12 protein-coding genes are annotated in these 15,079 nt (G+C 70.2%); 10 read left to right on the forward strand and 2 right to left on the reverse strand.

All coding sequences use genetic code 11. The features are described from left to right. The first annotated feature begins 30 nt into the window (after window positions 1-30). The 5 genes from IE239_RS18425 (at window position 31) to IE239_RS18445 (ending at window position 6,900) form a co-directional block, all read left to right on the forward strand. Complete coding sequence (locus IE239_RS18425) at window positions 31-2,433, forward strand: ricin-type beta-trefoil lectin domain protein (RefSeq protein WP_190150429.1); 2,403 nt, start codon at window positions 31-33, stop codon at window positions 2,431-2,433. 69 nt (window positions 2,434-2,502) lie between these two features. Continuing rightward, window positions 2,503-4,485, forward strand: coding sequence for an alpha-L-fucosidase (locus tag IE239_RS18430; protein ID WP_190150430.1), 1,983 nt, complete (start codon window positions 2,503-2,505; stop codon window positions 4,483-4,485). A gap of 74 nt (window positions 4,486-4,559) precedes the next feature. Beyond that, the gene (locus tag IE239_RS18435; RefSeq protein ID WP_190150485.1) at window positions 4,560-5,876 is read left to right on the forward strand and encodes a ricin-type beta-trefoil lectin domain protein; all 1,317 of its coding nucleotides are present in this window, start codon (window positions 4,560-4,562) and stop codon (window positions 5,874-5,876) included. A 351-nt stretch (window positions 5,877-6,227) separates the two neighbouring features. Next, on the forward strand, window positions 6,228-6,431 hold the full coding sequence (locus IE239_RS18440; RefSeq protein ID WP_030404051.1) for a cold-shock protein: 204 nt from the start codon (window positions 6,228-6,230) through the stop codon (window positions 6,429-6,431). A gap of 154 nt (window positions 6,432-6,585) precedes the next feature. Then, a complete protein-coding gene (locus IE239_RS18445; RefSeq protein ID WP_190150431.1) occupies window positions 6,586-6,900 on the forward strand; it encodes an SCO5918 family protein in 315 nt (104 codons plus the stop codon). Between the two features lie 183 nt (window positions 6,901-7,083). On the opposite strand, the gene IE239_RS18450 is transcribed toward IE239_RS18445, so the two are convergent. Continuing rightward, window positions 7,084-8,769 carry a ribonuclease J gene (locus tag IE239_RS18450; RefSeq protein ID WP_190150432.1) on the reverse strand — a complete coding sequence of 562 codons (1,686 nt, stop codon included), beginning with the start codon at window positions 8,767-8,769 and terminating at the stop codon, window positions 7,084-7,086. A 117-nt stretch (window positions 8,770-8,886) separates the two neighbouring features. Here IE239_RS18450 and IE239_RS18455 point away from each other — a divergent pair, with 117 nt between their 5' ends. Next, window positions 8,887-9,123, forward strand: a complete 237-nt coding sequence (locus tag IE239_RS18455) for a hypothetical protein (protein WP_190150433.1) — start codon at window positions 8,887-8,889, stop codon at window positions 9,121-9,123. 231 nt (window positions 9,124-9,354) lie between these two features. Beyond that, window positions 9,355-9,747 (forward strand): DUF302 domain-containing protein, encoded by a 393-nt coding sequence (locus IE239_RS18460; protein WP_190150434.1) that lies wholly within the window; start codon window positions 9,355-9,357, stop codon window positions 9,745-9,747. 268 nt (window positions 9,748-10,015) lie between these two features. On the opposite strand, the gene IE239_RS18465 is transcribed toward IE239_RS18460, so the two are convergent. After that, the gene (locus IE239_RS18465) at window positions 10,016-10,651 is read right to left on the reverse strand and encodes a TetR/AcrR family transcriptional regulator (RefSeq protein ID WP_190150435.1); all 636 of its coding nucleotides are present in this window, start codon (window positions 10,649-10,651) and stop codon (window positions 10,016-10,018) included. 136 nt (window positions 10,652-10,787) lie between these two features. Between IE239_RS18465 and IE239_RS18470 the strand changes: the two genes are divergently transcribed. Genes IE239_RS18470 through mhpA form a run of 3 tightly spaced genes read left to right on the forward strand, consistent with a single transcriptional unit; the run spans window position 10,788 to window position 14,500 of the window. Next, window positions 10,788-11,933 (forward strand): VOC family protein, encoded by a 1,146-nt coding sequence (locus IE239_RS18470; protein WP_190150436.1) that lies wholly within the window; start codon window positions 10,788-10,790, stop codon window positions 11,931-11,933. A 27-nt stretch (window positions 11,934-11,960) separates the two neighbouring features. After that, window positions 11,961-12,920 (forward strand): fumarylacetoacetate hydrolase family protein, encoded by a 960-nt coding sequence (locus tag IE239_RS18475; protein ID WP_190150437.1) that lies wholly within the window; start codon window positions 11,961-11,963, stop codon window positions 12,918-12,920. Beyond that, a complete protein-coding gene (gene mhpA, locus IE239_RS18480) occupies window positions 12,917-14,500 on the forward strand; it encodes a bifunctional 3-(3-hydroxy-phenyl)propionate/3-hydroxycinnamic acid hydroxylase MhpA (RefSeq protein WP_190150438.1) in 1,584 nt (527 codons plus the stop codon). Before IE239_RS18475 ends, mhpA begins: the two co-directional genes overlap by 4 nt. The last annotated feature ends 579 nt before the right edge of the window (window positions 14,501-15,079 follow it).

Here is a 15,079-nt window from a genome sequence, read left to right on the forward strand (position 1 = left end):
GACACCTCCGATCTGCGAAAGGAACCCACCGTGTCAGCATTCGACCGGTCGTTGTGGCGCCTGCGCGCCTGGGCGGCCGTGCTCGCGGGTCTCCTCCTGGTCGCCGGCGGCATCGTGGCCACGGCCGCGGCGCCGGCCCAGGCCGCCACCTCCGTCACGATCAACGGCGCGTCCGCCGGCCGGACCTTCGACGGCGTCGGCGCGATCAGCGGCGGGGGAGGCAACAGCAGGCTCCTGATCGACTACCCCGAGCCCCAGCGCGGTCAGGTCCTGGACTACCTGTTCCGGCCCGGCTACGGCGCGTCCCTGCAGATCCTCAAGGCGGAGATCGGCGGCGACACCAACTCCACCTCAGGAGCCGAACCGAGCCACCAGCACACCCGGTCCGACCTGAACTGCGACCGCGGCTACGAATGGTGGCTGATGGAGCAGGCCAAGGCGCGCAACCCGGACATCAAGCTGTACGGGCTGGCCTGGGGCGCCCCCGGCTGGATCGGCGGCGGCAACTTCTGGTCCGCCGACATGACCAACTACCTGCTCTCGTGGCTGGGCTGCGCCAAACAGCACGGGCTGGGCATCGACTACCTCGGCGGATGGAACGAGCGGGGCTACAACGTCTCCTGGTACGTGCAGCTGCGCAGCGCGCTCAACGCCAACGGCTACGGCAACGTCAAGATCGTCGCTGCCGACTCCGACTGGTCCGTGGCCAACGACGTGAACTCCAACCAGGCGTTCGCCGCCGCGGTGAGCGCCATCGGCACGCACTACCCCTGCGGCTACCGGTCCGCCCAGTCCAGCTGCTCCGTGCCGTCGGCCGCCACGTCGTCGGGCAAGCCGCTGTGGGCGAGCGAGAACGGCTCGGACGACTACAACGGGGGAGCGCAGGCCATGGCCCGCGGCATCAACCGCGGGTACATCGACGGACGGATGACCGCCTACCTCAACTGGCCGGTGGTAGCCGCGCTCACACCCAACCTGCCCTACCCCACCATGGGTCTGGCCCTGGCCTCGCAGCCGTGGTCCGGTTCCTACTCGATCGGCAAGAACACCTGGGTGATGGCCCACACCAGTCAGTTCACCGCTCCCGGGTGGCACTACCTCGACGCCTCCAGCGGCTACCTCGGCGGCAACCGCAACAACGGCAGCTACGTCTCGCTGAAGTCCCCGAACAACTCCGACTACTCGACGGTCATCGAGACGATGGACGCCGGCAGCGCCCAGACGCTGAACCTCAACGTCACCGGCGGGCTGTCCACCGGGACCGTCCATGTCTGGTCCACCGACGTCACCTCCGGCAACCCCGCCGACCACTTCGTCCACTCCGCCGACATCACCCCGTCCGGCGGCGGTTTCAGCCTGACCGTCCAGCCCGGACACCTGTACACCCTGACCACCACGACCGGTCAGGGCAAGGGCGCCGCCACCGGTCCCGCCCGGGGCGCGCTGAAGCTGCCGTACAGCGACACCTTCGACGGCTACGCCACCGGCGCCGAGGCCAAGTACCTCATGGACTGGCAGGGCGCCTTCGAGACGGTGGGCTGCGGCGGCGGACGCAGCGGCAAGTGCGTGCGCCAGATGAGCCCCCAGAGGCCGATCACCTGGGACGCGCTGACCGATCCGCACGCTCTGCTCGGCGACGTGGGCTGGGGCAACTACACCCTCTCCTCCGACGTGCTGCTCGAACAGCCCGGATACGCCGAGCTGATCGGCCGGGCCAACGGGCACGACTACGACCGCACCGGAGGGCTGAACGCCTACCACCTGCGGGTGAGCGACACCGGGGCCTGGTCGATCCTGAACTCGAACACCAATGGCACCGTGTCCACGCTCGCCCGCGGCACGGCCGCGGCACTGGGCACCGACCGCTGGCACTCCCTGGCCCTCACCTTCTCCGGCACCACGATCACCGCCGTCGTCGACGGCGCCACCGTCGGTTCCGCCGACGACCGCACCTGGGCAGGCGGCCAGATCGGCTACGCGACCAGCCAGAACGAGACGGCGCAGTTCGACAACCTGTCCGTCACCCCCGGCAGCGGCGGGAACGGCGGCGGCACGTCCGCACCGATCACCGGGGTCGGTTCCGGCCGGTGCGTGGACGTTCCGAACCAGTCGCAGACGGCCGGCACCCAGGTGGCGCTGTGGGACTGCAACGGGGGAGGCAACCAGCAGTGGACCGACAACTCGGCCGGTGAGCTGCGGGTGTACGGCAGCTACTGCCTCGACGCCGCGGGCCAGGGCACCACCCCCGGCACCAAGGTGGACATCTGGACCTGCGACGGCGGCAGCAACCAGAAATGGACGATCCACGCGGACGGCACGATCACCGGCGTCCAGTCCGGCCTGTGTCTGGACGCTCCCGGCACGGCCAACGGCGCCCTGCTGCGGTTGTGGACCTGCAACGGCGGCAGCAACCAGAAATGGAGGCGCGACTGAGCCGGCGACGGGCTGACGATCACCGACCCGGCACCTCCTCCGTCCATTCCCCCGAGAGGCACCCCACCCATGTCCTCCTCCCCCCTGCCGCTCAGCCGGCGCCGCCTGCTGGCGGCGGCCGGCGCGGCCACCGCCGTCGGCCTGCTGCGGTTCGCCCCCGGGGCCGCCGCGACCGAAGGACCCGCGAGCTACACCGCGAGCTGGCCCTCCGTCGACCAGCACCCCCCGGCCCCGGCCTGGTTCCAGGACGCCAAGTTCGGCATCTACTACCACTGGGGCGTCTTCAGCGTTCCCGCGTTCGGGAACGAGTGGTATCCGCGCAACATGTACATCGGCGGCTCCGCCGAGAACCGGCACCACATCGCCACCTACGGCGACCCCTCGGCCTGGCCGTACAACAACTTCGTCGACGGCGCCCGCGACAAGGCCGGCAATCATGTGCAGTTCGCGCCGAAGCTCGCCTCCCAGGGCGGCAACTGGGACCCTGACGCCTGGGCACGGCTGTTCAAGGCCGCGGGCGCGAGGTTCGCCGGCCCGGTCGCCGAGCACCACGACGGCTTCTCCATGTGGAACAGCCGCTCCAACCCGTGGAACTCGGTGCAGCACGGTCCCCGGCTCGACCTCGTGGGGCTGCAGTCGCAGGCCATCCGCGGGCAGGGGCTGAAGTTCATGACCTCGCTGCACCACGCCTACCACTTCAACGGTTTCTACGACCATGTGCCGAACCAGTCGGACCCGAACCTGCGCATCCTCTTCGGCCAGCAGGGCTCGGCCGCGGAGAACAAGCTCTGGTACGACAAGCTGATCGAGGTGATCGACGGCTACCGGCCGGACCTGGTCTGGCAGGACTTCGACCTGCACCTGGTGCAGGAGTCCTACCGGCTCCAGTTCCTCGCGCACTACTACAACCAGGCGGTCGCGTGGGACAGGGACGTGGTCGCGACCTACAAGGACGGCCTCAACAACAAGGGTGAGGTCTTCGACTTCGAGCGCGGCGGCCCCGCAGGGCTGCTCACCCCCTACTGGCTGACCGACGACAGCATCTCCTCGTCCAGCTGGTGCTACACGGTGGGCATCGGCTACTACTCGACGCAGGCGATGCTCCACTCGCTGATCGACCGGGTCAGCAAGGGCGGCAGCATGCTGCTGAACATCGCCCCGATGGCCGACGGCGTCATCCCCTCCGGACAGCAGTCCATCCTGCTCGCCATGGGCGACTGGCTCGGCCGCTTCGGGGAGGCGGTCTACTCCACGCGCTCCTGGGCCAGCTACGGCGAGGGTCCCACCAAGATGGGCGGCGGCTCGTTCAGCGGACCGGTGGCCGGCAAGCCGCAGGACATCCGGTTCACCCGCAGCCAGGACAACAAGGTGCTCTACGCCACCGCCCTGGGCTGGCAGGGCGGCACCATGACCGTCACGACGCTGAACTCGAACCAGATCAACCTCAGCAGCCTGACGGGCGCCAAGCTGCTCGGCAACACCGCCGGCACCTACATCGACCTGCCCGCACCGACGCAGGACGCGTCCGGTCTGCACCTCACCATGCCCTCGGCCAACCCGCCGTTCGGCGCCCTGGCGTACACGGTCAAGCTCACCTTCTCCGGTGAGATACCCGTCCTGGGCGCGCCGGGCGGTTCGACGACCTGGGTCAGGATCGCCAACGCGACCAGCGGGCTGGTGCTCGACAGCGGCGGCAACGTCGCCGCCGGCTCCAACCTCAAGCAGTGGAACTACGACGGCAGCACCAACCTGCAGTGGCAGCTGATCGACCTCGGCAACGGCTACCACCGCATCATGAACCGCACCAACGGCATGGCCGCCGACAGTTACGGCAACTCCGCCGACGGGGCTCCGGCCCGCCAGCAGGCGTGGAACGGCGGCAACAACCAGCAGTGGTCGCTGACCGACCTCGGCGGCAACCGCTACCGGATCGTCAACCGGGGCACCGGCACCGCTCTCGACGGCAGCGGCAGCACCACGGCCGGCTCCACCGCCGTGCTGTGGACGCCGAACTCCAGCACCAACAACGCGTGGACCGTCACCGCCGTCTGAGCCCGCTCGACCGGCGCTCCCCGCCCATTCCCCGAGCACGGAAGAAGGAGTGCATGAAGCGCAAACCGTTGTTGATGTCCCTCATGGCCGCGGTACTTCTCGTCCTGGCAGCTGCGGGCACCTCGTTCAGCAGTGGCCTCGGCGCGCCCACGCCGGCCGCGAAGACCGTCGCCGCGGCGAGTGCCGGCTGCGGCAAGGCCCCGGCGCTGTCGAGCGGCAACCACACGATCCAGAGCGGCGGCCAGAACCGCAGCTACATCCTGCGGGTCCCGGCCGGCTACGACAACAGCCACCCCTACCGGCTGGTCTTCGGTTTCCACTGGCGGGGCGGCACGGCGAACGACGTCGACTCGGGCGGAACGGACGGCTACAACTGGTCCTACTACGGCCTGCGGCGCCTGGCGGACGGCGCGAACAACAGCACGATCTTCGTCGCCCCGCAGGGCAACGGCAACGGCTGGGCCAACCCCGGAGGCCAGGACGTGGCCTTCGTCGACGCCATGGTCAGCCAGATCGAAGCAGGTCTGTGCGTCGACACCACCCAGCTGTTCGCCGCCGGCTTCAGCTACGGCGGCGGAATGTCGTACGCCCTCGCCTGTTCCCGGGCGACGGTCTTCCGCGCGGTCGCGGTCTACTCCGGCGCGAACCTCAGCGGGTGCAACGGCGGCAGCCAGCCCATCGCCTACATGGGTCTGCACGGCCTCCGGGACAACGTGCTGCCCATCTCGCTGGGACGGGAGCTGCGCGACACCTTCGTCCGGGCCAACGGCTGCACCCCGCAGAACCCGCCCGAGCCGGCCAACGGAAGCCTGACGCACATCATCACCGCCTACTCCGGATGCAGGTCCGGATACCCGGTCGTCTGGGCCGCGTTCGACGGAGCGGGTCACGACCCCGGGCCCATCGACGGATCCACCGGTGACGGCTGGCGCACCTGGACGTCGGCCGCGGTGTGGCAGTTCTTCACCCAGTTCGGCTCGAACACGGAGCCGCCCCCCAACTCCGGCAACCAGACGATCATCGGCCAGGCGTCGGGACGCTGCGTCGACATCAACGCCTCCACCACGGCCAACGGCACACAGGCGCAACTGTGGGACTGCAACGGCGGCTCCAACCAACGCTGGACCTACACCGCCGCGAAGCAGCTCGTCGTCTACGGCAACAAGTGCCTGGGCGTCGGCCAGGGAGCGGGCGACGGCGCTCCCGCGGCCATCTTCGACTGCAGCGGGCAGGCGGACCAGCAGTGGAACGTCAATGCCGACGGCACGATCACAGCGGTGCAGTCGGGACGCTGCCTGGACGCCGCCGGCCAGGCGACGGCCAACGGGACGAAGATCCAGCTGTGGAGTTGCTCGGGCGGCGCGAACCAGCGCTGGCGCCTGGCGAGCTGACACGCGGGGCCGGGCCCGCGACCGTCCGGGCCCGGCCCCACCGTCCCCGATGAGACATCGCACCCGGGCGACTCAATATCTGTTCCCGCGAAGCGAGAATTTGGCAGACCCCGCGGTCAGGGTTTTGCCGCAATGAGCGGAGCGGAATTGAGTAACGTGCACAGTCCGTTTCGGCGTGCTACTGTCGATCTCGGTTGCAGTTATGATCCCAAAACGTCGAGTGCCCCCACCAATTTTTTCGGTGGGGAGCGCTTTTGTATTTCCGGTTGCTTTCCGGGCGGGGTGATCATCGCGGCGACACGGCATCCGCGCGGTGCGGATTCCGATGCACTGCCCCAAAGGAGACATGACATGGCTGCTGGTACCGTGAAGTGGTTCAACGCGGAAAAGGGCTTCGGCTTCATCGAGCAGGACGGTGGCGGCGCCGACGTGTTCGCCCACTACTCGAACATCGCCACGCAGGGCTTCCGTGAACTGCTCGAGGGCCAGAAGGTGACCTTCGACATCGCGCAGGGCCAGAAGGGCCCGACGGCCGAGAACATCGTTCCGGCCTGACGTCGCGCACACCGTCGCTGGGGCCCGCATCCTTCGGGGTGCGGGCCCCAGCTGCACGCTGTCCCTTTCTTTTTCTCGCCATCGGTCCGTACCCGTAATTCCCCGTGCGGCTGATCCCTGCGGGAATTCCTCGATTTCTCCCCTGTGAGGCCACATGCGCTGCGTCATCGCCCGCTTCCCCTTCGAACTCACCAAGGGCGGCGTGCTGGAATCGATGAAGGGCGTCAAGCCCGAACCGGTCACCGGCGAATCCGTGACCATCGGCCGCCGCCACTACCCCGTCAAGCAGGTCGGCCAGATCATCACCCGCCAGGACCGCCGTGACTTCAGCGCCGCCGAAGTCCTGCGGGCCATGGCCCAGCTCGGCTTCACCTGCCGCGCCCTCCCGGAGGCCCCGCCCGCGCCCGCCGGCATCCTCACCTCGCTGCAGCGAGCGTCCGCGATGCTCGGCGCGCCCGCCACGGTCTGACGGGTGCCCGGGCCCGGAGCCGGGAGCCGGAACCGCAGGGCGGTGCGGGCGGCCTTCACCGCGCACCCGAGTCCTTTGCCACCCCGGCTTCCCGGGGTGGCTTCCGGTTTTCGTGCCCGACCCCCGGCGCCCCGGAACCGCGACGGGAACCGGGGACCCTGCTGCCGGGCCGTCGCTCAGGCGTCAGGCGTCGATGATGACGGGGATGATGAGGGGCTTGCGACGGTAGGTGCGGAACGCCCAGTTCGCCACGGCGCGGGCGACGAGCTGTTCGAGCTGGCGCGCGTCCCCGACGCCTTCCTCGGCCGCGGTGGCCAGCGTCTTCTCGATGACGGGGACGACCGGCTCGAAGGTGGTGTCGTCATGGACGAAGCCACGCGCCAGGAAGTCGGGGGCCTCGGCGAGGGCGCCCGTGTCCGCGTCGACGATCGCCACCACCGTGACCACGCCTTCGGCGGCGAGGGTGAGGCGGTCCTTGAGGGACGCTTCCGTGGCGCCGCCGACTTCCATGCCGTCCACGTAGACGTTGCCCGCGGGGACCTTGCCGGTGATCGACGCGCGCCCGTCGACCAGGTCGACGACGACGCCGTCCTCGGCGATGACGACCCGCTCGGGGGCGACACCGGTGCGGATGGCGAGATCGCCGTTGGCCCGCAGATGACGCCATTCACCGTGCACGGGCATGACGTTGCGGGGCTTGACGATGTTGTAGCAGTAGACGAGTTCGCCGGCGCTGGCGTGCCCGGAGACGTGCACCTTGGCGTTGCCCTTGTGGACCACGTGGGCGCCCCACCGCGTGAGTCCGTTGATCACCCGGTAGATGGCGTTCTCGTTGCCGGGGATGAGGGAACTGGCGAGCAGGACGGTGTCGCCCTTGCCGATGCGGATGACGTGGTCGCGATTGGCCATCCGCGACAGTGCGGCCATCGGCTCGCCCTGGGAGCCGGTGCACACCAGAGTGATCTTGTGGTCCGGGAGCTTCTCCAGCTCCTTCGTGCTCACGACCAGACCGGACGGGACCTTCAGATAGCCCAGGTCACGGGCGATGCCCATGTTGCGGACCATCGACCGGCCGACGAAGGCGACCTTGCGGCCGTGCTGGTGGGCGGCGTCCAGGACCTGCTGGATACGGTGCACATGGCTGGCGAAGCTGGAGACGATGACCCGGCGCGGTGCGGTGCGCATCACCTGTTCGATCGCAGGGTTCAGCTCACGCTCGGACGTGGTGAAGCCGGGTACCTCGGCGTTGGTGGAGTCGGTCAGGAACAGGTCCACGCCCTCCTCGCCGAGGCGGGCGAAGGCGCGCAGATCGGTGATGCGCTCGTCGAGAGGGAACTGGTCCATCTTGAAGTCGCCGGTGTGCAGCACCATCCCGGCGCCGGTGCGGATCGCGACCGCGAGGCTGTCCGGGATGGAGTGGTTGACCGCGACGAACTCGCAGTCGAAGGGCCCGAAGCGCCGCCGGTCGCCCTCCCGCACCCGCACCGTGCGCGGCCGGATGCCGTGCTCCTTGAGCTTGGCCTCCAGGAACGCCAGCGTCAGTTTGGAACCGACGACGGGGATGTCGCGCCGTTCGCGCAGGAGGTACGGCACGCCGCCGATGTGGTCTTCGTGGCCATGGGTGAGGACGATGCCCACGACGTCGTCCAGCCGGTCCCGGATCGAGGTGAAGTCCGGCAGGATCACGTCCACGCCGGGCTGGGTCTCCTCGGGGAACAGCACGCCGCAGTCGACGATGAGCAGCTTGCCCGCGTGCTCGAAGACGGTCATGTTGCGGCCGATCTCACCCAGGCCGCCCAGGGCGATGACACGCAGCCCTCCTTCGGGAAGGGGAGGGGCGGCTTTCAGTTCTGGATGCGGATGACTCATACCCTGACGTTACCCGGAGAGGGGCACGGTGTGATCCATTGCCCCGGCTTCCCGGCTTCCCGGCCCCCCGGCCGCCTGCCCCACGACATCGCCCCCTGCCGCGCCTACACTCCGTCGATGAACAACATGCGGTGTACCCAGTGCGATCACGTCGGGCTCGAACAGGGCTTTGTCAGCGACAGCGGCAGCGGTGCCCGCGGGTACGCACGGTGGTTCGGCGGTCTGCTCGACCGGGGCGTCCTGGGCATAGCCAGGACTCGGGGCCTGCCGCAATGGCAGATCGATGCCTTCCGCTGCCCGAACTGCGCCCACCTGGAACTGTTCGCCGCCGAGCGACTGAACCTTCGTGCGTGACGCCCTGTGACGGTCCGTCAGCTCCGTTGAGGCCGGTCCCGGCGGCCGGCCGCCGGGACCGGGCGGGCGCGACGCCAGGCGCCGTCGGCCTCGGTGACTATCCTGGGAGAGCGGGCCGAGCCGACGGGCGTCGCCGGGTGGACCGCTCCCTGGTCGGCGCAGCTCGCACCTGCCCGGCCTGCGGCTGGACACCCGTCGGCGCAAGGCGAGCCGACAGGAAGGGGCCGACCGATGACCTACGACCGCACGGTGCACCTCGACACCGACTTCGCCACCGCCGTCACGCGGGTTCGCGAGGCCCTCGGCGAGCAGGGCTTCGGCATCCTCACCGAGATCGACGTCACCGCCACCCTCAAGGCCAAGCTGGACGAGGACCTGGAGGACTACGTCATCCTCGGCGCCTGCAATCCGCCGCTTGCCCACCGGGCTCTGGAGACGGACCGCACCATCGGCCTGCTGCTGCCGTGCAACGTGGTCGTCCGCGCCGAGGGCGACCACATCGCCGTACAGGCTCTCGATCCGCAGACGATGGTGTCCCTGACCGGACTCGACGCGCTCCGTCCGGTCGCCGACGAGGCCACCCTCCGGCTCGACGCCGCGCTCGCCTCCCTCACGCAGCCGTGACGGCGCCGCCGACCCCCGCCTCCCGTGTCGCCGCCCTGCGGTCGGAGAAACCGTGGGACCCGGAGATCACTGACGCGTAGGGGCGGCCGCCTGCGGGACGGGCCGTGATCCGTCAGGGTGTGGCGGGCGCGGGCCTGCGCCGTCGCATGGGCCCGGTCCGGCAGACGGCGACCGGGCCCGCCACGTTCTCGCGCCGCGGCGCCGACCTCATCGGCCGCTCGGTCACGTCCCGGCCGGGCTCGTCGGTCACCGTCGGGGGAGGGGCCCGTCAGGCGGGGTCGGGAAGGGGGCGCCGGGCGACCTCGTGGGCCTCGCCCGGTGGCACGCCCAGCATGCGCAGGACCATCTCGGCCAGGTCCGACGCGGCCTCGTCGCCGTCCAGGTCGGGTCGGGCGAATCGCAGTTCCACCAGGGACAGCAGGGTCCCGCCCAGCACGGACAGGGCGACCGCCGGGGCCACGGGGGTGAAGCGGCCGGACGCCATGCCGGCCTCGACGTCACGCACCGCCCGCCGGGTCAGGCCGTTGTCCGAGTGGATGTGGCCGAGGCCGCGGCGGCGCAGGACCTGCATCAGCTCGGGATGGGAGTCGGCCATCCGGGCGCTGAGCCGGAATCCTGCCGCGACGAGTTCCGCCGGGTCGTCGATCCCCGTCAGGCGTTCGTCGGTGCTCTGTCCGAACTCTTCCAGGGCGTCCACCACCGCCGCTTCGAACAGCTCGGTCTTCGACTGGAAGTGGTTGTAGAAGGAGCCGAAACCGACGTCGGCGCGTTCGGCGATCGCCTGGATGCTGGCGCCGGTGTCGCCGGTCTCGGCGAGTATCTGCCGGGCGGCACGGACGAGCGCGCGACGGGTCTCGGCGCGGCGCCGCTCGAAGCGGTTGCCGGGCGGGGCTGACGTAGGCATGCACAGAGTCTAACCACGCGGGCGATGACGACAGCAGCTCTGATGAATTCATCATTTACCTCCCGTGGACACCTTGACGAAGGGAATGTCAGACCTGATGATTTCCTCATCAAGGCGATGCCGCTCGGAGGGCACCATGTCTGAAACCCGCGTACACGGGCCCGATGTCAGGACGGCCCATCAGGACCTGCACAGCGAGGAGGGAGCGCTGCGGGGTGAGCATCCCGGCCGCTCCCGCAATCCCGTGATCAAGGTCGCTGACCTGGCCTGGCTGGAGTTCGAGAAGTGCGACCTGGACCGGGCCGAGGTCTTCGCCAGGGACTTCGGTTTCGGCGTCGCCGCCCGCACGGAACGGGAACTGTGGCTGCGCGGTACCTACGGTGGCTCGCCCTGCATGGTGATCCGGCGTGGTCGTACGTCCCGTTTCATCGGCCCGGCCTTCCGCGCGGCGGAGCGGTCCGATCTGGACCGGCTGGCACGTGCCACCGGGGCCGACGTGCGAAGGGCGGACGCGCCCGGCGGCGGCGAGGCGGTGGATCTGCTCGACCCCTCGGGTTTTCCGGTGCGGGTGGTGCACGGTGGCGAGCGGCTGCCGGCGTTGCCGGAGCAGCGGCCGCTGCTGCTCAACTTCGGCACCGATCACCGCCGTACGAACGCCACGCAGAGGCCTCCACGCGAGCCGTCCCGCATTCAGCGCCTGGGCCACGTGGTCTTGGAGACACGGGTGTTCGGCCGGGCCCTGGACTGGTACCTGGACATCCTCGGGATGATCGTCTCCGACTTCCTGTTCCTGGACGGGCAGCGCGACCGCGGTCCGACCATGGCCTTCATCCGCTGTGACCTCGGCAGCGTGCCGGCCGACCACCACACGCTGGCGATGCATCTGGGGCCCGGCACCGGCTACGTCCACTCCGCCTACCAGGTACCTGACCTGGACTCGATCGCGGCCGGTGGCGAGTACCTCAAGGAGCGTGGATACCTGCGCAGTTGGGGCATCGGCCGACACATCCAGGGCAGTCAGCTCTTCGACTACTGGCGCGACCCCGACCGCTTCATGCTGGAGCACTTCGCCGACGGCGACCTGTTCTCCCGCGATGTCGCCCCCGGCTGGGCTTCCATGTCGACCAGCGGCCTGGCCCAGTGGGGTCCGCCCGCCACCCGCGACTTCCTCGGCGCGAGCCCCTCCCCGCAACGCATCCGCGACGTCATCGAGGCTCTGCGCGGTGACAACGAGATGGACCCCGCGCGCCTGCTGGGTCTGCTCAAGGCCGCCAGGTCCTGAACCCCGTCCTCTCACGAAGGCACTGACATGAGCACCAATATCCTGCGCACGTCCGGCGGCTGGTGGGTGGTCCGCGGCGACCGGGCCGTCTCCGTCGACACGAAGGCCGTCACCACGGCCGAGCTGATCGCCGACCGTGATGCCGTACGAGAGGCGGCTCTTTCGGCCGACGCGGGCACGCCGGTCGCCGACCTGGTCGCACTCTCGCCGGTGACCACCCCCTGCCGGGTCGTCGCCCAGATGGTCAACTACCGGAGTCACGCCCGTGATTCGGGCTTCACCGGTGACATCCCGCCCGCCTTCTTCCGCAAGGCGTCCGGCTCGGTCAGCGGACCCTGCGACGCTGTCGTGCGCCCCTCCCACGTGGAGTTCCTCGACTACGAGATCGAACTCGGGCTCGTCATGGGCGCGTCCCTGCCCGTCGGCACCGTGGTGGAGGAGCGTGATCTGCCTGCCTACGTCGCCGGGCTCGTCATCACCGACGACGTCAGCGCCCGTGACGTACAGCTGACCAAGACCCAGTTCTACGAGAGCAAGTCGTACCCCACCTTCACGCCCACCGGCCCGCACCTTGCCCTGCTGGAGCCGGAGGACTTCGCCCATCTCTTCGATCTCCGGCTGCGGTTGTCCGTCAACGGCGAGCTGCGTCAGGACCGCACCCTCGCCGACATGATCGTCCGCCCGGCGCAGGCCCTGACCCTGCTGGCCCGGTTCCAGACCCTCGACTCCGGCGATCTGCTGCTGACCGGCACGCCCGGCGGCACGGCTCTGAAGGCTCCGCCGAAACCGGTCGAGAAGATCGGCGCGCTGCTGCCGCCCGCGGTGAAGTGGAAGGCGTTCTTCAAGTCGCAGGCGAAGAACCCGCACTACCTGCACCCGGGTGACGTGATCACGGCGACGATCGCGACGCCGGACGGCCGGATCGACCTCGGCGAACAGCGAACCCCCGTCCGGACCCCGGTGAGAACGGAAGCGAGCCGCACATGACCGTCGGACACGACAGGGCAGACGTACCCGTGGTGATCATCGGCGCCGGACCGGTGGGCGTGACCGCCGCTCTCCTCCTGGCCCGGCGCGGCGTCCGCACCCTCGTCCTCGAACGTCACCAGGACGTCTACCCCCTGCCCCGTGCCGTCGCCACCGATGACGAGGTCCGCAGGATCCTCCAGGCCGCGGGCGTGGGGGAGGAGTTCGCCGCGATCGCCCGCCCGGCCGACGGACTGCGGCTGCTGGACGCCCGTCACCGGGTGATGGCCGAGTTCCGCCGCACCGGGCACGGCCACCACGGCTACCCGCAGACCAGCATGTTCGACCAGCCCCGGCTGGAGCGACTGCTGCGCGACGCCCTCGCCCGCCACCCGGAATGCGAACTGCGCGGCGGCGTGGAGGTCACCGTCGTCGGCCCGGACACCGCCGGCCCCGTCCGCGTGACCTACCGCGACGACGACGGCGAGCACCAGCTGTGGGCCGAGGCGGTCCTGGGTTGTGACGGTGCGAACGGCCTCACCCGCGCCGCCGTCGGCGCCGTGTGGGAGGACCTGCGCTTCGAGGAGCGCTGGACCGTCGTCGACGTCCGCACGACCGCCGACGTCCGCTGCTGGGAGGGCGTCGACCAGGTCTGCGACCCGCACCGACCGGCGACGTTCATGCGTGTCGGCGAGGACCGCTACCGCTGGGAGTTCCGGCTGCGGGACGGTCAGGAGCCGGTCCGCGAGCTGGTCGCCCCGTGGCTGCCGCACTCGAACGACGACGACTTCGAGATCGTCCGCGAGACGCAGTACACCTTCCGGGCGCGCCTCGCCGACCGCTGGCGCAGCGGGCGGGTCTTCCTCCTCGGCGACGCCGCCCACCTCACCCCGCCGTTCATCGGGCAGGGCCTGTGCGCGGGCCTGCGCGACGCCTACAACCTCACCTGGAAGCTCGCCCGCGTCCTTCAACACGGCTGCGCGGAGGAGTTGTTGGACACCTACGAGAGCGAACGCAAGCCGCACGCCCGGCACGTGATCCGCCTCGCTGTCGCCATGGGCTGGGCCATGACCGGCGGGCAGGACGGCGCCGCCGCACTGCGCCGCGGACTTCTCGCGGCGGCCTGCCGCATACCCGGCCTGACCGCGCTGGCCGGCCGCGACCTCAGCCCGCCCCTGACCCCCGGCCCCCTCGTCCGCCGCCGCCTGCGCAGAGGCCTGGCGGGCACCCACTGCCCGCAACCGTGGGTCACCGCCGACGGACGGCGTACCCGTTTCGACGAGTTGCTCGGCGACTCCTTCGCCTTCCTCACCGCCGCCGAACCGTGGCCCTCGCTGGACGCCCTGGGCCAAGGGCTCGGCGTCCGGGTGATCCCAGTGACCGAGCTCGGCGACGACGGCGCCCTCGCCGCCTGGCTGCGCGCGGGCCGCGCGGACGCCGTGCTGCTGCGCCCCGACCGTGTCGTCGTGGACGTCGTCCCGTCCGGGGGCCGGGACTTCACCGACACCGCCGGCTGGGCGCCCCTCCTGCACACCGCCCGCAGCACCCCTTCACCCCGGCGGACCTCCGGCGAGAGCCCGCTGAAGGGTGTCACACGCTGACCGTGCCCGAGCCTTTCACGACGCTGGATCCGCAGGCCGGGGTGCTGACCGTGGAGCGGATGCCCGACGGCCACTGGTCCACCGGCGCCGCCCTCGACCAGTCCCACCACGCCCTGCGCGACCTGGACGTCGGCAAGAGCGACGTCGGCCATCTGCCGTCACGCGGCATCCAGGGCCCGGATCGCTGCTCGCCTCTGTCGACGGCCTACGCTCCGTCATCCCCGTCAAGAGCGTCAACACCGGCCCCTCGCCCAGGTACCACTACTACAAACGCGGCGTGACCTGGCTCAATGCATTGCGTCCACCGGGTCACGGCGGTCCCGCCGGGCTTGAGGTTCCTGGGCGGTCGTACTCCTGTACCGCGGCTGCGGCCAGATGCCCGGTACCGCACGCCGGGTCGAGGAGGATCAGTCCGTCCTGTGCCGGGCCGAGGCGGACGGCGGGGGCGGATCCGTGCCGTCAGGGCGGCGAGTTGCGGCGGGGTGGCGCCGAGCGCCTCGGATCGCGGCCAGAGGAGAAGGCCGCTGACGGCGCCCTGTTCTGAGCCGTCGGCATGACAACGGGCTTGCTCACGTCACC

Source organism: Streptomyces humidus (genome assembly GCF_014649655.1).
Classification (GTDB): Bacteria; Actinomycetota; Actinomycetes; order Streptomycetales; family Streptomycetaceae; genus Streptomyces; species Streptomyces humidus.